This is a genomic window from Arthrobacter zhaoguopingii (assembly GCF_009828605.1).
Classification (GTDB): Bacteria; Actinomycetota; Actinomycetes; order Actinomycetales; family Micrococcaceae; genus Arthrobacter_D; species Arthrobacter_D zhaoguopingii.
On record NZ_WIAE01000008.1, the window covers coordinates 24,431 to 46,393 of the forward strand.

The 21,963-nt window shown below is 63.2% G+C and carries 20 protein-coding genes and 2 pseudogenes; 15 read left to right on the forward strand and 7 right to left on the reverse strand.

The window, feature by feature from the left end; all coding sequences use genetic code 11:
* The first annotated feature begins 72 nt into the window (after nt 1-72).
* The 7 genes from GVV77_RS11980 (at nt 73) to GVV77_RS12010 (ending at nt 8,019) form a co-directional block, all read left to right on the forward strand.
* Nucleotides 73-912, forward strand: coding sequence for an alpha/beta fold hydrolase (locus GVV77_RS11980; RefSeq protein ID WP_159618652.1), 840 nt, complete (start codon nt 73-75; stop codon nt 910-912).
* Between the two features lie 345 nt (nt 913-1,257).
* Nucleotides 1,258-2,619, forward strand: a complete 1,362-nt coding sequence (locus GVV77_RS11985) for an FAD-binding oxidoreductase (protein WP_159618654.1) — start codon at nt 1,258-1,260, stop codon at nt 2,617-2,619.
* A gap of 41 nt (nt 2,620-2,660) precedes the next feature.
* Nucleotides 2,661-3,521: an alpha/beta fold hydrolase gene (locus GVV77_RS11990; RefSeq protein ID WP_159618656.1), complete on the forward strand. Its 861-nt coding sequence runs from the start codon at nt 2,661-2,663 to the stop codon at nt 3,519-3,521.
* Nucleotides 3,522-3,725: 204 nt separating this feature from the next.
* On the forward strand, nt 3,726-4,607 hold the full coding sequence (locus GVV77_RS11995) for an alpha/beta fold hydrolase (protein WP_159618658.1): 882 nt from the start codon (nt 3,726-3,728) through the stop codon (nt 4,605-4,607).
* Nucleotides 4,608-5,862: 1,255 nt separating this feature from the next.
* Complete coding sequence (locus GVV77_RS12000) at nt 5,863-6,270, forward strand: VOC family protein (protein WP_159618660.1); 408 nt, start codon at nt 5,863-5,865, stop codon at nt 6,268-6,270.
* Nucleotides 6,271-6,469: 199 nt separating this feature from the next.
* Entirely contained in the window at nt 6,470-6,934 is a 465-nt protein-coding gene (locus tag GVV77_RS12005) for a hypothetical protein (RefSeq protein ID WP_159618662.1), read from the forward strand.
* A gap of 2 nt (nt 6,935-6,936) precedes the next feature.
* On the forward strand, nt 6,937-8,019 hold the full coding sequence (locus GVV77_RS12010; protein ID WP_159618664.1) for a hypothetical protein: 1,083 nt from the start codon (nt 6,937-6,939) through the stop codon (nt 8,017-8,019).
* Between the two features lie 22 nt (nt 8,020-8,041).
* On the opposite strand, the gene GVV77_RS12015 is transcribed toward GVV77_RS12010, so the two are convergent.
* Nucleotides 8,042-8,983, reverse strand: a complete 942-nt coding sequence (locus tag GVV77_RS12015) for a D-2-hydroxyacid dehydrogenase family protein (protein ID WP_159618666.1) — start codon at nt 8,981-8,983, stop codon at nt 8,042-8,044.
* Nucleotides 8,984-10,197: 1,214 nt separating this feature from the next.
* Between GVV77_RS12015 and GVV77_RS12020 the strand changes: the two genes are divergently transcribed.
* Both GVV77_RS12020 and GVV77_RS18575 read left to right on the forward strand, forming a co-directional pair.
* Complete coding sequence (locus tag GVV77_RS12020; RefSeq protein WP_159618668.1) at nt 10,198-11,589, forward strand: serine hydrolase domain-containing protein; 1,392 nt, start codon at nt 10,198-10,200, stop codon at nt 11,587-11,589.
* A 3-nt stretch (nt 11,590-11,592) separates the two neighbouring features.
* The gene (locus tag GVV77_RS18575; RefSeq protein ID WP_159618670.1) at nt 11,593-12,003 is read left to right on the forward strand and encodes a helix-turn-helix domain-containing protein; all 411 of its coding nucleotides are present in this window, start codon (nt 11,593-11,595) and stop codon (nt 12,001-12,003) included.
* Here GVV77_RS18575 and GVV77_RS12030 read toward each other — a convergent pair.
* Nucleotides 11,939-12,202: a transposase gene (locus GVV77_RS12030; protein WP_246199784.1), complete on the reverse strand. Its 264-nt coding sequence runs from the start codon at nt 12,200-12,202 to the stop codon at nt 11,939-11,941. The two genes, GVV77_RS18575 and GVV77_RS12030, sit on opposite strands and share 65 nt — an antisense overlap.
* Nucleotides 12,203-12,380: 178 nt before the next feature.
* On the opposite strand from GVV77_RS12030, the pseudogene GVV77_RS18345 reads away from it, so the two are divergent.
* A pseudogene (locus GVV77_RS18345) lies at nt 12,381-12,506 on the forward strand (alpha/beta hydrolase); the annotation flags it as partial.
* 179 nt (nt 12,507-12,685) lie between these two features.
* Nucleotides 12,686-12,948 (forward strand): annotated as a pseudogene (locus GVV77_RS12040) (transposase); the annotation flags it as partial.
* A gap of 671 nt (nt 12,949-13,619) precedes the next feature.
* Here the strand turns inward: GVV77_RS12040 and GVV77_RS12045 are convergent.
* The 3 genes from GVV77_RS12045 to GVV77_RS12055 are packed head-to-tail and all read right to left on the reverse strand — an operon-like array spanning nt 13,620 to nt 15,302.
* Nucleotides 13,620-14,813, reverse strand: coding sequence for a serine hydrolase domain-containing protein (locus GVV77_RS12045; RefSeq protein ID WP_159618672.1), 1,194 nt, complete (start codon nt 14,811-14,813; stop codon nt 13,620-13,622).
* A gap of 1 nt (nt 14,814) precedes the next feature.
* Entirely contained in the window at nt 14,815-15,051 is a 237-nt protein-coding gene (locus tag GVV77_RS12050) for a hypothetical protein (RefSeq protein WP_159618674.1), read from the reverse strand.
* A 17-nt stretch (nt 15,052-15,068) separates the two neighbouring features.
* Nucleotides 15,069-15,302: an ATP-binding cassette domain-containing protein gene (locus GVV77_RS12055; protein WP_159618677.1), complete on the reverse strand. Its 234-nt coding sequence runs from the start codon at nt 15,300-15,302 to the stop codon at nt 15,069-15,071.
* 235 nt (nt 15,303-15,537) lie between these two features.
* On the opposite strand from GVV77_RS12055, the gene GVV77_RS12060 reads away from it, so the two are divergent.
* Both GVV77_RS12060 and GVV77_RS12065 read left to right on the forward strand, forming a co-directional pair.
* Nucleotides 15,538-16,833 carry a sensor histidine kinase gene (locus tag GVV77_RS12060; RefSeq protein ID WP_246199796.1) on the forward strand — a complete coding sequence of 432 codons (1,296 nt, stop codon included), beginning with the start codon at nt 15,538-15,540 and terminating at the stop codon, nt 16,831-16,833.
* A complete protein-coding gene (locus GVV77_RS12065; RefSeq protein ID WP_159618680.1) occupies nt 16,830-17,495 on the forward strand; it encodes a response regulator in 666 nt (221 codons plus the stop codon). Before GVV77_RS12060 ends, GVV77_RS12065 begins: the two co-directional genes overlap by 4 nt.
* A 625-nt stretch (nt 17,496-18,120) precedes the next feature.
* On the opposite strand, the gene GVV77_RS12075 is transcribed toward GVV77_RS12065, so the two are convergent.
* Both GVV77_RS12075 and GVV77_RS18580 read right to left on the reverse strand, forming a co-directional pair.
* A complete protein-coding gene (locus tag GVV77_RS12075; protein ID WP_159618684.1) occupies nt 18,121-19,323 on the reverse strand; it encodes an alpha/beta fold hydrolase in 1,203 nt (400 codons plus the stop codon).
* A 9-nt stretch (nt 19,324-19,332) separates the two neighbouring features.
* On the reverse strand, nt 19,333-19,779 hold the full coding sequence (locus GVV77_RS18580; RefSeq protein ID WP_425483361.1) for a thiamine pyrophosphate-binding protein: 447 nt from the start codon (nt 19,777-19,779) through the stop codon (nt 19,333-19,335).
* A 68-nt stretch (nt 19,780-19,847) separates the two neighbouring features.
* Between GVV77_RS18580 and GVV77_RS12085 the strand changes: the two genes are divergently transcribed.
* Both GVV77_RS12085 and GVV77_RS12090 read left to right on the forward strand, forming a co-directional pair.
* Entirely contained in the window at nt 19,848-20,525 is a 678-nt protein-coding gene (locus GVV77_RS12085) for an SDR family NAD(P)-dependent oxidoreductase (RefSeq protein ID WP_159618686.1), read from the forward strand.
* Between the two features lie 451 nt (nt 20,526-20,976).
* Nucleotides 20,977-21,939, forward strand: coding sequence for a phosphotriesterase family protein (locus GVV77_RS12090; RefSeq protein ID WP_159618688.1), 963 nt, complete (start codon nt 20,977-20,979; stop codon nt 21,937-21,939).
* The last annotated feature ends 24 nt before the right edge of the window (nt 21,940-21,963 follow it).

The following is a 21,963-nucleotide window of genomic DNA, read 5'->3' on the forward strand; positions in this document are numbered from 1 at the left end:
CGGAGCAGCGCTCGCTGCACCCCCGGCCTAGCGTTCCCCGCCCGGTAAGCACCTAACTCGAAGGACCCAGAAATGGCATTTGTCACTGTTGGACAGGAAAACAGCACCGACATCAACATCTACTACGAAGACCACGGCCAGGGCCAGCCGGTGGTGCTGATCCACGGCTATCCGCTCAACGGCAGGTCCTGGGAGCGCCAGCTTCCCGTGCTGCTGGAGGCCGGCTACCGGGTCATCACCTATGACCGGCGCGGCTACGGCCAGTCGAGCCAGCCCACCGTCGGCTACGACTACGACACCTTTGCCACGGACCTGAGAACCCTGCTGGAATCCCTAGATCTTAACGACGTCATTCTTGCAGGGTTTTCCATGGGCTCCGGGGAGGTCGGCCGGTACATCGGCAAGTACGGGACCGCGCGGGTCGCCAAGGCCATCTTCGCCGCGCCCTTGGAGCCGTTCCTGCTGAAAACCCCGGAGAACCCCACCGGCCTTGACCAGGCCGTGTTCGATGGGATCGTCGAGGCCGCCACCAGAGACCGCTTCGCGCACTACGTGGATTTCACCCACAACTTCTACAACTCCGATGTTTTCCTGGGCACCGACCGGCTCAGCGAGCACGCCTTCAAGCACAGCCTGGACGACGCGTTCGCCTCGTCGGCCTATGGAACCCTGGAGTCAATCAAGTCCTGGACGACGGACTTCCGAGAGGACATCACCAAGATCAACGTGCCGGCCCTGATCATCCAGGGCACCGAGGACCGCACCCTTCCCATCGACTCGACCGGACGGCCGTTCCATAAGGCCAATCCCGATGCCGAATACGTCGAGATCGACGGCGCCCCGCACGGCATGCTTTGGACCCACGCCGAGGAATTCAACCAGCCCTTCATGAAATTCATCACCGGCAAATAGGCCCCGTCGACTTCCGCGGGGCAGGGACCGCTGACGCTGGCACTGCCCCGCGGACCGCCGTGCCTAGGCGCGGTGTTCGGGTGCACCGGCTCACCCCGCCTCGCCGGAATAGGCGGGCTGACGGTTGGCACAACACCCGCTTGAACCGATCCGGCAAATCGCCCGTGTATTGACTGCTGGGACAATCACTCCCTGCCCTTCTGATCCGTCCACCGCTTGATCAGCAGGGCCGCCCGCGGGCAACTGGCAACCACCGCCCCAGCAGCCTGTCGCTCGTACCGACCCGGCCGTTATGCCACCGGAGCACACCTGTTCTATCCGTCATACCCCTGAAAGGCCACCCCCATGGCAGAAGTATCAGCCCATCAACTCAACGAGCTGCGCGCCCTTATCTCCGGCCCGGTGTTTGCCCGCGGTGACGATGGCCTCGCGGCCGAAGTGGCCGCCTACAACGTGCTGATCGAGCACCGACCAGACCTCGTGGTTGGTGCCGCATCGGAAGCGGACGTCGCTGCGGCCATCCACTTCGCCACGTCCCACTCCCTTCCCCTGGCCATCCTGTCCACGGGCCACGGCTCCTATGTGAATGTGACCGAGGGTCTGATCATCACCACCTCCCGGCTCACCGGTGAGGTCGCGATCGACACTGAGGCGCGCACCGCGACGGTTCTCGCCGGACACCGAGTTGGCGACGTCGTCTCTGCCGCGGCCAAACACGGCCTGGCCCCGGTGGTCGGTTCCTCCACCACCGTGTCCGCGATCGGATACATCCTTGGCGGCGGCGTCGGCCCGCTGGCGCGCACCTACGGAATGTCCTCGGACTGGGTCCGGTCCTTCCGCGTTGTCACAGCCCAGGGCGACATCATTCCAACCGACGCCACGAACGATCCGGACCTCTTTTGGGCGCTCCGCGGAGGCAAGGGCGGGTTCGGCGTCGTCACTTCCATGGAGCTCGAACTGGTGCCGCTCGAGAGCCTCTACGGCGGGTCCATGTTCTTCGACCCCGAACACGTCGGACCGGTCTTCACCGCCTGGCTCGACTGGACCGCCGCGGTACCCGAGACCCTGACCTCCTCGGCCGCCATCGTCAGATTCCCGCCGCTGGACTTTATCCCGGCACCCCTGCGCGGCAAGACCGTGCTGCAACTCCGGGTGGCCTATGTCGGGGATTCTGCCGACGGCGAGCGTCTCCTCGCTCCCCTGCGCGGCACCGCGCCGGCCCTCATCGATGCCGTCGGCGAAATGGCCGCAGCCGACATCGGGACCATCCACGGCGACCCCACCGACCCCATCCCCCTCTGGGAAGGCAGCGTCCAGCAGCTGCTGACCCACGCCGACGCCGGATTCGCCGCCGCCCTCCTCGGCGCCGTCGGCCCTGAGGTCAACGTTCCCATCGTCGCCGCAGAGGTTCGCCACATTGGCGCGGCCACCCGGCGCGACGTTCCCGAAGGCAGCGCCGCCGGCGGACGCGGCTCGGATTATTCGATCCTGCTGGCCGGGGTCCCCGACCCGAGTCTGTTCGAGACCGTCCTGCCCCAGGTAATGGCGGGCGTCACCACCCAGCTGAAGCCATGGCTGTCCGAAAGCCGGCTCATCAACTTCCAGGCCCTGCCCGCCAGCGAGGCCGCCAGGAACTCCTGGCCCGGAGATATCCGTGCACGGCTGGCGCACGTCCGGTCAGCGTACGACCCCCGCGGCGTCTTCTAGCCGGCCCTCCGCCGTCTCAACCACAACCGAAAGAAACCCCCATGTCCTCGAATTCAAGCATCACCACCGCCACGACGCTGACCGTCCACGCGGAGAACGATGTCACCTACGCCTACCGCATTCTCGGGTCCCCCCGGGGAGAGGTCCCTCTTATTCTCCTCCAGCACTTCCGGGGGAACATGGATTACTGGGACCCGGCCCTTGTCGACGCCCTCGCCCGCGAGCGCGAGGTCGTTGTGTTCGACAACACCGGCGTGGCCTCCAGCACCGGCACCACACCGGACTCCGTCGAGAAAATGGCAGAGGACACCACCGCGTTTCTCAGCGCCCTGGGCCTTGCGAAGGTGGACCTCTTCGGGTTCTCGCTCGGCGGTTTCATCGCCCAGCATCTTGCCCTCACCAATCCCGGGCTCGTGCGCCGGATCGTTCTGGCCGGCACCGGCCCGAAGGGCGCCCCCGGCATGGCCAGCTGGTCAGAGGATGTCGTGGCCCACCTCGTCACCCCCGACGTCCCAAGCGCCGAGGGTATTCTCGCCGTCTTTTATGCGCCAACCGGCGAGAGCCAGACAGCCGGAACGGCGTCCCTGGGCCGGATCTTCAGCCGCACTGAGGGCCGCGACAGCGACGTCAGTATCGAGACAAAGAACAGCCAGTACCACGGGGCGGTCCTGGCTTGGGGCCGGCCGGATTGGCAGGCGGTGCAGTCACTGACCCGCATCCAGCAGCCCACGCTGATCCTGCAGGGCGACAACGACCTGATGATCCCCACCCCTGCAAGCCACCTCATGGCCGGCCTTATCCCCGATGCCCGAATCAGGATCTTCCCCAACGCTTCCCACGGGGCGATCTACCAGTACGCGGCCGAGGCGGCCGCAGAAACGCTCTCATTCCTCGCAGCATAGACCGTCCCGGAAAGGTGCACGCCATGGCCGGGAGCCCCGTGGAGGCTGGAACCGCCGCGAAGGCAAAGCTCAGCACCCCTACGCTCGTCACAGAACCTCGATCACGTGACACGAACAAACGAACGTACGACAATCGCTACTAGGGCTCAATCCACGCCGGGACCGCCCGCGCCGTTTCCCGCACCGACCGCTCAGGAGGCACACATGCCTGTTCATTACCGAAATACCGACGTCGAAGGTCTCAACGTGTTCTACCGGGAGGCAGGAGACCCCTCCGAGCCTACGGTGGTGCTGCTTCACGGCGCCCCGACCAGCAGCTTCATGTTCCGGAACCTGATCCCGATGCTTGAGGGCCGCTTTCATGTGATCGCCCCGGACCTGATCGGCTACGGGCACTCCGCCGCCCCCTCGGTCGAGGAATTCCAGTACGACTTCGACTCGCTCACCCGCTACGTCGACGGGCTCCTGGAGCAGCTCGGGGTTCAGCGGTATGCGATCTACGTTCAGGATTACGGTGCCCCCGTGGGCTGGCGGCTGGCCCTGAACCACCCGGAGCGGATCTCGGCGATCATCACGCAGAACGGCAACGGCTACGAGGACGGCTTCGACGACGCATTCTGGGGTCCGGTCTGGGACTTCAACGCGAACCCAACTCCGGAAAAGGCCGCGGCCATCGGCGAGGTCCTCGGACTGGAGGCGATGAAGTGGCAGTACACCCACGGGGTGCCGGATCCCTCCGTGGTCAGCCCGGACGGGTGGACGCAGGACTTCGCGCTGATCAGCCGCCCAGGGGTCCTGGATGCGCACGTGGCCCTGCTGGGCAAGTACACAACCAACCGGGACCTTTACCCCAGGCTCCACGAGTACTTCCGGGACAGCCAGGTTCCGCTGCTTGCGGTGTGGGGAAAAAACGACCTGATTTTCATCCATCCAGGGGCGACGGCGTTTGCCCGGGACCTGCCGAACGCCGAAATCCATCTCCTCGACGGCGGCCATTTCCTTCTCGAGAGCCACCTCCAGGAAGCCGGCGGACTTATCCTGGACTTCCTCTCCCGCGCGCTGTCCACGAGGGTTTTTCAGGCATAGAACGAGCCCCGGTGCAGCTGGAACTACCTGTGCTCCGGGCGGAATGACCTCGGGGCGGTCCTGCGTGGTGCGTCGGCGACACGTTGCAGGCGGCTGGCCCGGCACGCCCCAATGACATCAGTGCTTGGGGCCAACAGTGCTTGGGGCCAACGCGGCATCCATGCCAGAAGATTGTTGTGTGGCCCGGCCGGGCCCGGCGGCGGCGCGCGAGGTCAGGAACCCTCACCACAGTCATGTAGCTACACCCCCGCTCCCCCATGAAGTTGTAAGAAAGCCCGACCGGGCTTCGCGAGAGAGAGGAGGCACCCGCGACGTAGAGCAACCCCAACCCAGCCACCAGAACCGGCACCCGGACCGCAGAATTGGGCCGGCTGTCCACAGTCAGAGAGCAAAAGGGCCTCTGACTAGGGGCAACATGTGCCCGAAGTGGGACTCGAACCGGACTCCACGCCCCGAAAATCCGCCGCTCCCCCGAAAACTTCCGAGTCCGGCCCAGTCCGGCACCGGTACGGCCCAGTCCGCGACCCAGAGTGTGGACATAGTCCACACCCCGACTTTCCTGACAGCTCATACGCACGACCCGCGCGGTCTACTCCCCGTCGACGGGGACATGCCCTGGAAGGGTTCAGTCACTGCCGTGGAACTCTGGACGGCGTCCCCTGCTAAAGCCTCGCCAGGTCCTCCTCCAACTCAGCACCATCGGGCTCGTCCGCAGCAAGAACCCAGGACGACTGCCCCCGGCACCGTCGGAGTAGTCCGAGGAGGTTTCCGGGGGAACAGAGTCCGCCGAATGAGCGCCATCGCCGCGCGCTATGACCACTGCTATTGGAATCTCCGCGCCTGGCATGCCCTTCATGACGGCCTCCTGTGCCGCATGTCACCTCAGTGAAGAACCAGCGTCAATACACAGAAATCGGCCAGACGCACGGAAGCGGACCGGTCACCGCACGCCACCTATAGAAGAACGCGACCTGCAACCGTGAGGACCAGAACAAGCAGGGCGATGGCTCCGATGTACAGCCACCACTTCTTCGAGCCGATTGGGCGGCGTCGCGAATCTTCAGGTGGATCGGTAATACCCACGAAATCCGTAACTCGTCTAACCTTTCCAGACCCTTTTCTCATCTACCGAGGGTACGTCTCGAACGGGCAGGCATCCCGTTGAAGGATCGGCCAACGGGTCGGTTGACTCGCCTGCGGGTCTCGGCAGGCGGGTCTGGTTGTTTCTTTGAGGGACGCGGTGGAGACTCGGCGCATGGTCTCCTTCATCTCGCATACCACCATTGATTGCGCCGATGCCTTCTCTTTGTCGAACTGGTGGAAGCCGGTGCTGGGCTACACCGACATCGAGGGTGATCCCAACGAGGCCGGCGATGAGGAGTGCGTTATCCACGACCCAGAAACTGGTCATCGGCTGTTGTTCATCGAAGTGCCCGACGCCGCGGCGGCCAAGCGGCGGTGCGGTAAGAACCGCCTTCATCTGGACCTGCGGCCGCGTGACCGCACCCGCGACCAGGAGCTCGAGGCGCTGCTGGCTCACGGAGCCACGACGGTGGAGGACCTCCGCGGCAAGTACGGGCCCGGTACCGGGTGGGTTGTGCTTGCCGACCCCGAAGGCAACGAGTTCTGCATCCTGAGATCCGAGGCCGAGGCCACTCATTGATTGACCGCGGCCCCGCGTAAGTGGTCATCGACCTGCCCCTAAGTCAGTGATTCGGAGCTTTTTCCGATGGCGTGGTGGTTCTTGCGTGCTTGCTGCTTTGCTTATTCTTCGCACGTAGGGTGGGCAGATGGTCGCGGACGCTGATGTGCTGTTGGTAGGGCCTCGTGGATGATGCTTGTGCTTGGAGGTGGCGATGGAGGTGAGTCCGGAGACTGGATCCGCCGTGGTCTGGCTCGCCTATGACCTTGACCCGGGTGAGGGCGTCTCTCGGGTGCTGCTGGCAGCCACCTCCGGGGACGTCAGCGATCCGCCGCCGAGGCCGTCACCGAGGGGCGTCATCACCGCGCTGGCCTTGAGCGATGTGACGCGGGCGGGAGCTGATGTCATCGACCTTTGTTTGGCCCATGCGGTCGATACGTCTCGGCCCTGGCAGGAACCGGACGGAGAGGATGTCTTTGCAGCGTTTCACGAGGTGATGCCGGCCCTTGCCCCGATCGCCCGGCACGTGACCTCCGTGCCCTCTGCGCAGTGGAGGCCGCAAGGCCGGCGGGTCGAGCAGTGGGCCGTCGACTGGTGGGCAGCAGATGATCCAGCACCGCTGCCCCGGGAACCGCGAGCCCTCTCCACATGGGCCCGCGGGGCCCACTCCTTCGAAGCGAGGTAGATATGCATATTGACCGAGACGAGATCTTTCGCAGGGCCAGTGATGAATACCGCCCCGAAACGGTCAATGTGGTATTTCTCAGCGCGCCGCGACACCGGGACGACCTCAACACTCTCGCGAGAATCCTGGAGGAGATGCGCGGCGAGGAGGTCTGGGACGAGGAGTTGATGGTCCGGGGCCCGGAGGACTCCCCGTACGGGCCCACCCTTTTCATTGAATTTGAAGGCGAATTCATTGCGGTCGAGCGTTTCCTCGAAGAGCTGGGAGGTCATCTGGAGGACGTCGGATTGGAGGGCGAGTTCACCGCTGCGCAGATCACACCGATGCTGCCGGATGATCCGTGGTTCACGCTTGACTCAATATCCGCCGGCCTGTGCACCTCATTGACGGCAGAGCAGAAACGGCCGCTGCAGCCTGTGGTGGACCATGCCTTGCAGTGGTGCCAGGTTCCCGGCGGCCAGTTCTATGTCCGGTTCGGGGAAGGGCAGTACCTGGTCCCGCCGGAGGCTCGGCGGGAAAATCTCCAGACGGCCCTCCAGGGGAAGGACGTCAGCATCACCTGCTTTGCCTCCCGTGACCAAATCCGCAGCGTCACGTTCCTCGAACATGCAGCGGTCCTCTATACAGAGCGGTATCCCGGCATGGACGAGCCGGGCGCCTGGCGCAGCGGACTTGAAGGAATGAGCCGGGTCCTGCAGGACCTCGCCCCGTCACTGAACTACGGTGCCGTGAGACGGCAGGCCTTCCACGCGTCTTCCTGGGATGTCTTCCTGACCTCACGGTGGCCGGAAAATCCTCGCCTTGATAGTGGGCTGATCCGCTTCACGCAGGGAATTTCCCACCAATATGTTCCGGACGCCTACGGCGTTATGGTCCTCTCCCCGTCCCACCGATGGGACCCCCCTGCCCCAAACTGGACGACCACCCCGGCGGCGGGAGAGCGGACCCTGGTGCGCTGGAACGACGCCGACGCACTCTTCGCGACGAACCCTCCCGATGAAACCGTCGTTGACTGGATGCGCAGGGACGCAGAACCCATTCTGATGAACGACGCAATGGCTCACGCCGAGCGGCCCGCTTGGTGATAGACGGCAAGCGGCCCGGGGTCTAGGCCAGTCTCCGGATGGGATTCCCCGCGATCCAGGCGCTGATTGCTTCCACGGTCTGCGGGTAGAAGACACGGTAGGTCCCTTCGGTGACGTAGCCGAGGTGTGGAGTGAGCACTGTGCGCGGTGTGGTGCGCAGCGGGTCATCCTCCGGCAGTGGTTCGACGTCGAAGACGTCCAGGGCTGCCCCCCTGATCCGGTTTTCCTGCAGTGCTTCGATCAGGGCGGGGGTCTGAATGAGCTGCCCGCGGGAGGTATTCACCAGGATCGCCGACGGCAGCATCAGTGCCAGCTCGGCTGCGCCGACCAGGCCGCGGCTGCGGTCGCTCAGCTTGTAATGCAGCGTCACCACATCCGATGTTGTGAACAGTTCTTCCTTGCTCACGGCACGCGCACCCACCCCGGCCGCCCGCGCGGGCTCGAGGTTTTGACTCCAGGCCACGACGTCCATGCCGAACGCGGCACCAATCCGTGCGACCTGCGTTCCGAGCCGTCCGAGGCCGACCACACCAAGCCTGCGCCCGGCCAGGTCTGCGCCCACCGTCGTCTGCCATCCCCCCGCGCGCATTGCCGCGTCCTCGAGCGGGATGCTGCGCACCGCAGCGAGAATGAGCGCCCACGTCAACTCCGGTGTGGCTGTGGAGGGTGACTCCGTCCCGCACACCACGACACCGTGTTCCCGGGCCGCGTCGAGGTCGATTGAGGCATTTGCCTGTCCTGTGGTGACGAGCAGGCGCAGATCCGGCAACCGGCTTAGGCGGGCTGCCGTGAACGGTGTACGCTCCCGCATAGCCACCACAACCTCTGCGCCGCTTAGCAACATGACGAAATCATTTTCGTCGGCGACGGGGCGGGATACGAATACGACCTCCGCGTTCAGCCTGTCCCAGGCCGCATAGCCTGCAGCGACACCCTGGTAGTCGTCCAACACCACAATCCGCATGCTGTCCCCTTAGCTCCTGCCCGCCCTGCTGCGGGTTGGTCCGATCATTCCAGAGCCCGTGTCAGGCAAACCGACACGACACAACGCAGTACACGCGGGGTGAGGCACCCCGCAGGACGCGGTCTCGACATGTCACCGCACCAACCCAGCGCGGAAACCGGGCCCGTCAACGGAACCTTCCTGATAGCGGCCGTCCTTGCGGGACAAAAGCCGATCCCATTGGGACGAGCACTAGTGTCCACACATACCCGACATTCTGCCCTAGCGGGCATACATGCAGGACTGCAGGGGTGAAGCCGGAGTAAGGGGTGGTGGGCCTCCTGCCCACAAGGGCACGGCACAAGCTCCCCCACGCTTCGCTGCTTGTCCCACACCCAGATGGACAGCAGGATCCCAGGGGCCCGCCTGCACACACCCACCTAAGTCACCGACACTGGCAGCTCACCTTGAGCGAGCGGAGGCCGTGTACAGCCTTCACGGGTACCCAGCCGCCAGCGAACAAACCGGAGGTCGCCGCGACCTCAGTCTGCTCGTAGCGATCGTGCTCATGACTCGTTCGCTCTCGGTGGCTGCCTCACCTGAGCCCCTCGGCAAGGCGCACGACAGGTCAAAAGAATCCACCAGAGTCATGCACCTACACCGCCACTCCCCCATGAATGATTAGGAACGCCCAAACCGGGCTTCGCGACAGAAAGGCGGCACCCGGCCCCCAGGAAAACTCCAAAACCGCCGCCAGAACCGGCACCCGGACCACAGAATTGGGCCGGCTGTCCACAGTCAGAGAGCAAAAGGGCCTCTGACTAGGGGAAACATGTGCCCGAAGTGGGACTCGAACCGGACTCCCGGCCCGAAAATCCGCCGCTCCCCCAAGGACATCTACAATCCGGCACCGGTACGGCGCAGTCCGAGGCCCGGAGTGTGGACACTGTCCACTCCGCGACTTCTCCCCCACTGGAGGCCTTCTCTGACAACCGCGCTCCGGATTGTCAGGGAGCTGCCCTTCTTCGCAGAGCAAGGGAAACTCATCGGAGTTAGGCAGTCCCACTCCGCCAAAGACGACAGACGCGACGCGGTTTCCAGCATTGTTTATCGCAGTCCCCCAACGAGCGGTTCCATTTCGGCAGTTCGCCCCTTGTACGAACAAACAAAATATAGGTGGAAATCCGTCGGATGGACCGAAAGTTCCATTGCTTGGCGAATCTACACTGAACCGCATGACAACACTTGCCGATATCAGCCATTGGATCGACGAACGCCTGGGCACCCTCGCGGAGCAGTACAACGTCCCCGCCGTTTCGGTGGCTGTCTACGCCGACGGAGAGGTGATCGACCGTTCTGCGGGCATCCTTAATCTCGCCACGGGGGTCGAGGCCACCACCGACAGCGTGTTCCAGATTGGATCGATCACCAAACTGTGGACGGCGACTCTGGTCATGCAGCTTGCCGATGAGGGCCTGGTCGATATTGACCGGCCCGTCCGCGAGTACCTGCCGGAGTTCCAGCTCGGGGACGATGCAGCCGCCGCTGTCATCACCATTCGTCAGTTGCTGAGCCACACCGCCGGGTTCGAAGGCGATATCTTTACCGACACCGGCCGCAATGATGACGCGGTCAAGTTGCTCATCGCCGGCCTCGGCGACGTGCCGCAGCTTTTCCCGCCGGGTGAACAGTTTTCCTACAACAACGTCGGCTACTGCGTCCTGGGCCGGCTGGTGGAGGTCCTCAGGGAGAAGCCGTTCAGCACCGCACTGCGCGATCACCTGATCACGCCGCTGGGGCTGGCGCACGCGGTGACCGGCGCCGATGAGGCGATCATGTTCCGGGCCGCGGTGGGCCACGTCCAGCCCGAGGCCGGCGCGGCGTACGTTCCGGCACCATTTTGGGCGCTGGCTTACTCCAACGCTCCTGCCGGTACAACGCTGACGATGCGGGCAAGGGACCTGATCACTTTCGCCAGGATGCAAATGAACGGTGGTGCCGCCGATGACGGGACCGTTGTGCTCTCACCCGGAGCGGTCTCCGCCATGCAGGAACGTCAGGTGGAGCTGCCCTACTTTGGCCTTCTCGGCGACGCATGGGGCCTGGGCTGGGAGATCTACGACACGCCGGCCGGTGAGATCATCGGTCACGACGGCAGCACGCTCGGGCAGAACGCTTTCCTCCGGATCGCCCCGGAAAAGGGTGTCGCCGTCGCCCTCCTGACGAACGGAGGCGAACCGTTCGGTCTCTACCACGAGATGATTTCCCACGTTCTCTCGGAGCTCGCCGATGTGGAACTCCCACCCATGCCGGTTCCCCCGTCCGAGCCGAAGACCATCGACCCAGAGCGTTTCCTCGGCACGTACAGCTCCCGGATGCTTGACCTCGATGTCACCCAGGATGAAGAGGGCCGGGTGTGGATGACCATGACCGCGACGGACGCCGGAGAGGAGATAGGGGTGGACAACGAGACCACCGAGCTGGTCTGGCTGAGGGAGGACACCCTCATCCCGCTCAAGGGCCAGCAGGGAATGCACCTGCCCCACGCCTTCCTGGGCGATGACGGCACCGGCCGCGCGCAGTACCTGCACCTCGGCCGCGCAGTGCGCCGGGCTGCCAGCCACTGATTATTGGCAACCGCAGCGGTTTCATTGTCGGTGCACCCGAAGACATTCCGCTATCGGCTCAGGGGAGCCGTCGACTTGAGCACAGCCGACCTTGCCGATGGAAACGCCCGTTTCCGCGCCATGCTGGAGCTGCGAGTTCTGCTCCCGATGAGGGGCACACCCCGCTGTCGCCGCGTCGGTAACGAATACCCGATTGTGACACGAAAGCAACCCCCGCTGTCATCTCCCAGGCACCTTCCTTGCCCGCGCTGTGTCAACGTTTGGCCCGTGGGCACCCTGGGCTCCTCTCCCGGCTCCCCGAGGGTGAGGGTCCGTGGTGTTGGGCGTGCAGACGCGTTGCTCCCTATGATTACCCGCCCGAGAACCCGTCTCCGACCCAGTACCCGAGGATGTCGCGTTCCCTGTTCACGGTGACTTTCATGATGACGTAGAACGCGGTGTTGCGCACCGGGTCGTTCGGGTCCAACGACCGGGATGACCCCTCGGCCAGCTCACCGGTAACCTTCCCGGTGAGCTGGCCGAGACTGTCTTTGAAGACCTTGGCCCCGCAGACCTCCTCGACGTGCGCGGCGATTTCCCCGGTGTCCGGTCCGCGGGCGGACAGCGAGAGCACGAACTAGTCGATCCCGTCCAGGCGCCGTTTCAGTGTGAGCACGATGACCGGCTCAAACGACCCGCCGCGGTCCTGGGGCACCTGGGTCACGGGCCTGCTTCCGGATCAGGTTGGAGCCTCACACACCTATTTTCTTTCAGTCCGGTCACCCAACCTCTGGGCCCGTCGCTGTCTGCTGGGGCGTCGCTTTCACCAAGCCTTCCCGGAGGCCCAGTACGCGGAGATTGAAGGCGCCCCTTATGGTCTCCTATGGACGCACTCTGACGAGGTAAACGCGGTACTCGCCGCGTTCGTCAAGGGCTGACCTTTCTCGTCCACTCCGCCTGCCGGAACCTCGTCCGACTAATCTCCAGCGCCCCTCTCAACACAGTCCGTTGATCGCCGATACCGTGGGCCCCACTGGGCATCGAATTCGGTGAACCGGTCACATAGAGCCGTGTGGACCGGTGTGAAGACTTTGACGATACCGCTGTGGTGCCCTCACCCTTCCTCGAATACGACGTGGAGATCCGGCGGGTGATTTGCACGACGAACGCGATCGAGTCGATCAACGCCCGCTACCGCCGGGACGTTAGAGCCAGGAGGCACTTCCCCAACGAGCCCGCGGCCCTAAAGTGCCTCTACCTCGTCACCCGGTCTCTTGACCCACCGGCGGTGGCAGAGCACGCTGGGTGATCAGGTGGAAACCCGCCCTCAACGCGTTCGCGATCAACTTCGCCGGACGGTTCGAAAGAACTACTTACTGATGAACACCGCCGGACTCCACACACCGTTTTTCGGACAGTCCCACTCGATTGCCTGAGACGGTTGATGAGCGTAGAGAATCGGCTTGCGGCCAGAACGTAGCTGGCGGGGCGGGTACTTGCCGCTGCGCAGCCTCCCGCCGGCTGGACATGGTGCAGTTTTTCAACCTTTCCAGGGCTCAGAGCGAAACTCGTGGATCGGTAAGCGTCAGTGAGCCTACGCGGTGTGATCACGGCTTCTCAAACGCTTGTTACTGCGGTGAGGAGCGGCTGGACTCGCACTCAGATCCGCCCTTCGCGACCCCATACCGTTGCGCATGTTCGCCGCGGACGGCGTCTGCCTGTGGTCGTGACCGAGGTGCCAGGTCGGCCCAGTCTCCAGCACTGTTAAGCAGGTTCTTCGTGAATTTCGTTCAATAGCCCCCCGGGCCCGACAGGGCTCATACTCTCCTGGCCTGGCTTGAGCGAGAAGCCGTTCGGCGATTTCCTTTTGATCGATGATCTCTCCCGTCACAGGATCGATCATCTCCTCTGTTGCTTCAGTCGTGAAGTTGTTCACGGCCATCTCCTTTCGGATCAGGCCGGGCCCTCACACACCGTTCTTCTTACAGTCCCCTGGCAGGATACGGGCTACGGGTGCTACGGGTGCTACGGGTGCTGTGGTGGGTGTCGGGTTATGGTGTGCTGAGGGCTTCGTCGAGGGCTTCGATGGACACGCGGTAGAGATCGAGGAGTTCCTCCTGGGGGCCTTCAAAGATTTCGTCCTGGGGGCCGTCGTAGATGGCGAATGGCAATGCTGTGAGGGTGATGGTGACGGCGGTGCCGTCCTCTGCGACTGCGTTGCGGGTCTGGTAGCCGGGGATGTCGCCGTTGTGGCCCCAGGCGGTGCCGGCGCTTAGTTCGCTGCTTTCGATCCCCAGCCCGTAGGTGGATCCGGGGAAGAGTTCGTCGCCGGTGAGGATGCCGGTGAGCATCTGGTCGAGTTCGGCCGGTTCCAGGAGTTCGCCGTCGAGGACGGCTTTCATGAACGTGTTGAGCTCAGCCGGCGTGGATACCATCGCCCCGGCTGCCCAGGTCCAGGAAGGATCGGCGTCAGTGATGTCGCGCAGTTCTCCCTCAGCGTCGATGTGGTAGCCCAGGGGATGCTCACCGCGCAGCCCGGTCTCGCCTGGTTCGGGCAGGTAGGTGTGTTTCAGGTCCAGGGGTGTGACGATCCGATCGTGGATCAGCTCGGCCAGGGGCCGTTGGGTGACGCGTTCGATGATCAGGCCCAGGGCGATGTAGTTGGTGTTGGTGTATTGATGGCGTTCCCCTGCGGGGAAGTCCGCGGGCCGTTCGAGAGCCAGGTCGAGCACGTCCCGGGGTGAACGGTAGGCGTCGCGCTGGCCGAACGTGTCTTTGACGATGACTTCGGTGGTGTACTCGGGCAGGCCGCTGGTGTGTTGGAGCAGCTGCCGGACGGTGATGGCCTGAGGGTCGATGCCCTTCCCCTTGATGAGGCCGGGGAGGTAGGTGTCGACGCTTCGGTCCAGTTCGAGGAGTCCTTCTTCGACCAGTTGAAGGGCCACCACCGCGGTGAATGTTTTGCTGGCGCTTCCAATGCGCACTTCGGCATCTGCGGGGATTGGTGCGGCGGTGGCGAGGTCGGCGGTGCCGGCGGTGGCGGTTTCAGCGGTGCCGTCCGGCAGGGTGCGGGTGATGATCGCGCCCGGGTAGCCTTCCTCGACGAGTCGTTCGGCGATGCCGGTCAGGACCTTCGGTGCTTCCTTGGGGGCGTCCTTGGTTGCGGCCTGGCTCGTGCAGGCGGTGAACGCGAGCGAGGCGGCCAGTGCGGTGGTGATGACCGCGAATTTGGGGGTGTGTTTCATGTCAGTGCTCCGATGTGGTGTAGGGAGTTGTTCGTGAGGATGCGCGCCTCCGGTGCCGGTGCGCCCGGACAAGGAATACCGCGCAGACAATGGCGATGGCTCCGGAGGGGATCGAGAGCCCCGGGATGGAGACCACCGTGGTGGTCAGAACGTTGGCGGCCAGTGCTGCGATGAGGACAGCCCAGAGCACGATGATGCGGCCGGGTTTCTGTCCTTGGACATGGGGGTGGTGGGTCATGTGCAAACCATTTCGGGTTAGAGGGTTCGTTGGTGACTTAGTTTCCCGAACACCAGCGCGTTCCCCGCATCGGGGGCGATCAGGCCTAGCAGCATACGGATCGTGGTGGTCTTCCCGGCGCCGCTGGGCCCCAGCAGGCCCGTGACGCGGCCGGCGCCGACGGTGGAGCTGACATCCTCGACCCGGCGGGCACCGCGGAAGGACTTCGACAGGTGCTCTACGAGGAGGTGTTCACTCTCTTGCTTGGTCATACCTCCAAGGTGCCAGCTGCGCACCCTCCGCACCCCAGCCCCAGGACCAGTCCCTCACTAGCCAAAAGACCAGTCCCTCACTAGCCAAAAGACCAGTCCCTCACTAGCCAAAAGACCAGTCCCTCACTAGCCAAAAGGACAGGCTGCCGCCATCCGGTTGTCGGGTCCTTCCCCGGCCCTGACGGGGCGTCCGGGTATGCCGGTGCGTTCGTGGTTGACTTATCCCGTGAAGTCCATGCGAACCCGGCGAACGGCCCAACCCGGCGCGGCCGACACAACGCCGGGGCCCGGCCATCCACGCTCACTCCAACGCGTGGTTGTCCTCCCCGCCGTCGTCCTCGCGGTCGCGGTCGCCTCCATCATCATCGAAAGCTTCGATCCCTCGGTGCCGCCTCAGCCACTGCTTCTGACGGCGCTGCAGGCGGCTTTCGTAACCGGGCAGGCCGCTGCGCTCCTTTTTCGCTACCGTGCGCCGGCGCCGGTGTTCGCGATCGTCGTGGTGCTGCAGACGGTTCTCCTCGTAACCGGCGGGGCGGACCTGGGGCTCGGGACCCTGGCGGTCGTGGTTTCCGCCTTCTACCTCATTCGGTGGGCACCACGGCCCCGGGCGTGGTACCTCCTGGCGGCACTCGCGCTCACGAGCAGCGTCGTCGTCCTTGGGGCGGAACTGGGCGGAACCCAACCCCCGCTGCTCGTCTTCGCCGTGGTCGCCGGGCGTCTGGTCTTCGAGTTTGCGGCACCGGCCCTGGTCGCTGAGCTCGTCCGTAACCGCGCTTACCTCGCCACTGCAGCGCGTGAGCGGGACGAGATGATCCGCCGTGAACAGGTACGGGATCAGGCTCAGCGCCGGCAGGCCGAGCAGACCGCCCTCGCCAGGGAGCTGCACGACATCTCCGGACACCACCTCTCCGGCATTATCGTGACCGCGCAGGCGGCAGGAACACTGATCGAGAAGGATCCGCTGCGCACACGGGCCATGCTCCGTGAACTCGAAGGAGAAGCCCGGGCGATGATGATCGATCTGCGCCGGACTGTCGGCCTACTCCGCCCGGACCCGGAAACCGAAGGCGCCACCGGAGATATCCGGGTGTCCATCGGCACCCCGGGCCTGGATGATCTGCCGGAGCTGATCGATGCCGCCGTGCGCCGCGGTCAAAGCGTCACTTTCGAATCGACAGGGGAAGCATCCCATCTCGGGCCGGTCGCCCAGGCGACCATCTACCGTGTGGTGCAGGAATCGCTGGCCAACGCCGCACGCCACGCTCCAGGCGCTAAATGCATGGTGACGATCGAGTACCTACCCGAGGCCACTGTCCTGACCGTGGAAAACACGTCGAGCCTCCATTACCGGGATATCACCTACGCCCAGCCGACACCGGTTCACGACCGGGCAAACCATGGATACGGGCTCGTCGGCATGCACGAGCGGGCGAAGCTCATCGGAGCCGAACTCACCACCGGGCGTACGGAAACCGGCGGCTGGAGCAACCGGTTACGGATCCCGAACCTCGTCCAAGGAGCACCACAATGATCCGTGTCCTGATCGCCGACGACCAGGTCATCGTTCGGGCCGGACTATCGATCCTGCTCGACTCAGCCGCCGACATCACCGTCGTCGGGGAAGCCGAAAACGGTCGGGAAGCTATCCGGCTGACCAAGGAGCTTCGCCCCGACGTCGTGTGTATGGACATCCGGATGCCCGTCATGGACGGCGTCGCCGCAACACGCACCATCTCCGCCGACGCCACCCTGGACAGCGAGATCCTGATCCTGACCACCTTCGACATCGACGATGACATCTTCGCCGCTCTCGAAGCAGGGGCCGCGGGCTTCCTCCTCAAAGGCGCCGACGAGGACACGCTGCTCAACGCCATCCGCTCGGTCGCCCAGGGCGACGGAACCCTCGACCAGCGGCTGACACGGCGGATCCTGCAGGAGTTCGTGCAGCACCGCCCACCGACACCACCAGCCGGGGTTCACAAGCCGCTTCCTTCGCCGCTCACCGACCGTGAAATCGACGTCCTGCAACTCCTTGCACAGGGCCTCTCAAACGCCGAAATCGCTAAACAACTCTTCGTGGAACAATCCACCGTCAAATACCATCTCACCCATCTGCTCGAGAAAACCGGATCCCGCGACCGCCTCCAGATTGTCCTCTGGGGCATCCGCTCAAGAACCGTCACCGTCGAGTAACAGGCCGGCCGGCCCCCACTGTCGTCCCCAAGATGTGGGAGTGCTCTCCGGTCTTGAGGCGAGTAAGCATCGCCGATGATGATGGCACCAGCCCCTAGGCGCGGTCGAACATGCTGTCCGCATCAGGTTGAATACGACCTGACGAGCACGATAGGTTCGAAGAAGCGATCGATAGTCCGCATAGCGGTAATGAGCGAGCGGACAAACCGATGAATGGAGAGGGTACTCGCTGTCAGCGACCAACGGACAATCCTGATCATCGTCTGCTCCTGGTCATCGGTGGTTTCGGGAGAGTGCTGCTTGCATGGTTCGGACCCTCGTCGATCGGTAGGGGCGGGCCCGAAAAGGAATGACACTCTTCGCGTCAGCGTCATGCCACCATGGACTGGGTCGACTGGTACAACACCACCCGGCTGCACAGCACCTTGGCCATAGTCCCACCCAACGAATTCGAGCAAAACTACTACGCTCAAATAGACGCCTCATCACACGACGAGGACACCAGCAAGAAGACGGCCTAAAACCCGGCACGGTTCATGTTGTAAATATACTGGAGGTTGAGTAGTGGTAGTCGAGTATCCCGACTACCACTACTCATGTGCAGACCATTAGGCGACCTCGCTGGTCAGTAATCAAGGCCCTCTAAGAAGGTGCGCACTGCTGAGCTGAATTCGACAGGGTTTTCGATCATCGGATAGTGCCCGGTTCCGGAGAGTAGCGCAATCTTGCTACCCACAATGCGCTTCTGGGTCTCCTCCACCTGATCTTGTGTCACAAGCCAGTCCTCATCGCCGCGGATCAATAAAACCGGGCAGTCGATCTGATTCATGCGCTCCCTCTGATCGAAGGTGCCATAGCTGGTGAGGTCCGCAACCATGACTTCGGTGGGGCTTCTCTTGATCTGCCATACGACTTCGCGAAGTCTGTCCTCGGGAGTGCGTGACCCGCAGAGTGATCGCGCCCATCCGTTCAAGAGTTGGTGACCGTCCGTCTGAAACATGTCGAGCGCGAATTCGGGGAACCGCGGCGTGAAGTCCGCCCCTTGGGCAGATACAACACCTGAGTAGTGTCCAGGACGCCGAACGGCGAGCTCGAGCACCTCATTGCCGGCGAACGAGCATCCAATAAGCACCGGAGCTTCCAGGCCCAGCGCGTCGATTAGCGCTTCCGTGAACTCCGCGTGCTGAGTGGTGTCGGTATAAAGGCCGTCCGTTGGTTCGAGAGACTTGCAGTGCCCTGGGGCATCGAAGGCGATAACCCGGTAGCGGTCAGAAAGCGCGTCGAGGACGTACCGGTACTGTAGCGAGTCTTGAGCGGCCGCATGAAGACAGAGGATCGCTGGCCCAACGCCCGCTTCCTCGTAGTAAGTACGAACACCATTCACCAGGATGTAATGTCCTACTATCCTGGCGACATCACCTTCAGGAGGTGAGGGAGACGGCACGGGTGCTACCGCGGTTTGCCCGCCCACGCGCTTCATCGCCTCGAACGCCAGCCACATCGTGTTGGCGTTGCGCATCGCAGCAACCGCGTCACCGCTGATGGCGAGTTGACCAGCCCCAGTTACTTCGAACCAGTCCGTACCGCCGGTGATCACCCGCAGCCATTCCTCGCGGGGGCCGGTGATCGTGAAGAGTGCTGGCCGAACCGGATTCCCCCGTCCTACAGCGGCGACGCGGCCCTCACGGATCTCTAATGAAGCGACGCCTGACTCAAAATCAAAGGCCACCCGCCCGTCGAAGAATTTCGAGTGCCTGCGCCACACCTCGTCGTTGTTCAGCACTGTGCCGAGTTCATCCCACCATTCGGGACTTAATAGAGCATTCATGTGTTCCTCCTAATCAGCGTTGATCTGGTTCGGCCGAGCATCCCAAGTCGTCTGGTCCATTTGGAAACGCCCGCAAAGACCGCCAAATGATCGAGGTGTTGAAATGCGTTTCGGTCGCGAACCGAGGCGGTCACCTCCTGAACGAGCACGAGCGTGGGAACCGACGCCCTCATTGCTTCGGCCATCGTGGGGCACCAGCAGCGTGGCCGCAGTTCCGTTTTGAGCCGCGACCACCGAGATTCTCCTCGAGATCCTCAAGAATCCACCGGCCATTACTCCGGCGGCGCTCTCCGTTCGGTAGAGCATCTGCCGAGTTCCGATTGTGTCGGCAGCGATCACTAGGTCCGTTGGGTTGCTTTGTCCGAAAATCGAGGTGATGCCGTGTTGACTTAGCTGCGGCGATCGTGTCAGCGACGGTGCTGCGCATGGAGAACTCCTCGTTGTGCCCTTGCAGATATTTCATTATATGCATACGATGCCACATAATGACATACGGGAAGCGGAGTGGCTGAAAGGTGCGAAAAATGCCCAAGATGGCGGTTGTTTCTGGTGGGCTCAGCGGGCTTGGCGCCGCGACCGTGGACAGATTGCGGCAGGATCGTCTGACAGTCCTCACCTTTGATCGTGTGACCGGGGCGGATTTCAAGGTCGATGTGGCAGATCCGACCGAAGTCGCCGCTGCAGCTGCCGAGGTCGGAGACATCGACATCTTGATCAACTGCGCAGGGATCGCAGGGCCCAACAAGCCGCTCTGGGAAGTCACGGACGACGCCTGGGCGCAGACCTTTGCAGTCAACGTCACGGGAACATTCAATATGTGTCGAGCCTTCATCCCTGGAATGCGAACGCGAGGGTGGGGCCGCATCGTGAATCTCGCCAGCATGGCCGGCAAGGACGGGAATGCGAATCTGTCTGCCTATTCGGCATCAAAGGCCGCTGTCATCGCCATGACGAAATCCATGGGGAAGGAACTTGCGACGAGTGGAGTGCTCGTCAATGTGGTGGCGCCGGCTGTCATTGCTACGCCCATGAACCAGGCCACCGACCCGTCCGTTCTTGAACACATCACGCGCCTTATCCCGATGCAACGCGTCGGCCGCGCCGAGGAAGTTGCCGAACTGGTGGCGTGGCTGAGCTCAGACAGGGTCAGCTTCTCGACTGGTGCGGTGTACGACATCAGTGGCGGACGCGCTACCTACTGACTCGCGTGCTTCGGTGACCTGGCGCTGCTGAAAGACACGGTTCAGGGAGCCGGTCGACGGTCTCCCGGGTGTTGCAGTGCAGGCGCAGCCTCGGACGTTCCGGCACGAGCGGGCGCGGCTGCAGCACGTCAGGGAGTCGAGCTTCCTCAAGGCACCACCCGTCGTGAAGGGGCCGGCCATCGCGCGCCGGGGGGCTACGGAACCTCTTCAGCGAAACCTTCGGGTGGTTTCATATAGTGCAACAAGCGCCATATATTGACATGGTGACATTCCTCGCCATAGTCTTCCCAGATCGGCGCCTCGCGCCCTGAACTCTGACAAGGGAGTCGACTATGGTTCACATGGGTAAATCCGAACTGCCGTACCCCACCGGCTGCGGACGCATTTCGTTCTTCGAAGCACTAACCGTTCGCACGCCCGAGGTTCTCGAGGCTCGGGGGGCGGCAGCAGCATGACGACGATAATTCCCACGCTCACTGGCGAAAAGGCCGTTGCCGACTTAGGCCGCACACTCGTTCACGAGCACGTCTTTGTTCTCGGGGAGGAATACCGGCAGAACTACCAGACGGACTGGAACGAGACGGAAATGGTCGGCAACGCCATCGCTGATCTAAACGAGCTTAAAGCTCTTGGCATCGATACGATCATGGACCCCACGGTGCTCGGACTCGGTCGCTACATCCCCCGGCTTCAGAGAATCGCCGCACACACCAACCTCAACATCATCGTCGCGACAGGCCTGTACACCTTCAGCGACGTGCCTTTGCAGTTCCACTATTCCGGACCTGGCCTTCTCTTTGATGTTCCGGAGCCACTAACGAAGCTGTTCATCAAAGACCTCACGGAGGGCATCGCGGACACCGGAGTCAGGGCCGCTTTCCTCAAATGTGCCATCGACGATCACGGCCTGACACCCGGCGTGGAACGAGTTCTTCGTGCGACCGGGCGAGCAAGCGCCGAGACCGGCGCCCCGATAACCGTCCACACCCACGCAGCAAGCCGATCGGGATTGGTTGCCCAGCAGATTCTTCGAGATGAAGGTGCCGACCTCGGCCGCGTAATAATTGGCCACTCAGGCGACACCGAGGATTTGGATTATCTGAGCGAGCTAGCTGACGCCGGATCGCTCCTTGGAATGGACCGCTTTGGTTTGGACACGTTTCTCCCTTTCGAGAACCGTATCGACACGGTCGTAGCCATGGTTGAACGAGGCTACACCGATAGGCTGGTGCTTTCCCACGATGCCTCGTGCTTCATGGACCTTTTTGATCAGGATGCAAAGCGGGAGTTGCTACCAAAGTGGAACTTCCGACACATCAGCGAAGACGTATTGCCGGCCCTTAGAGATCGAGGGGTCACCGAGGCTCAGATCGCGTCCATGCTGATCGAGAATCCGCGCCGCTATTTCGAGTAGCACCGAGGGAATCGGCGTCCGCAA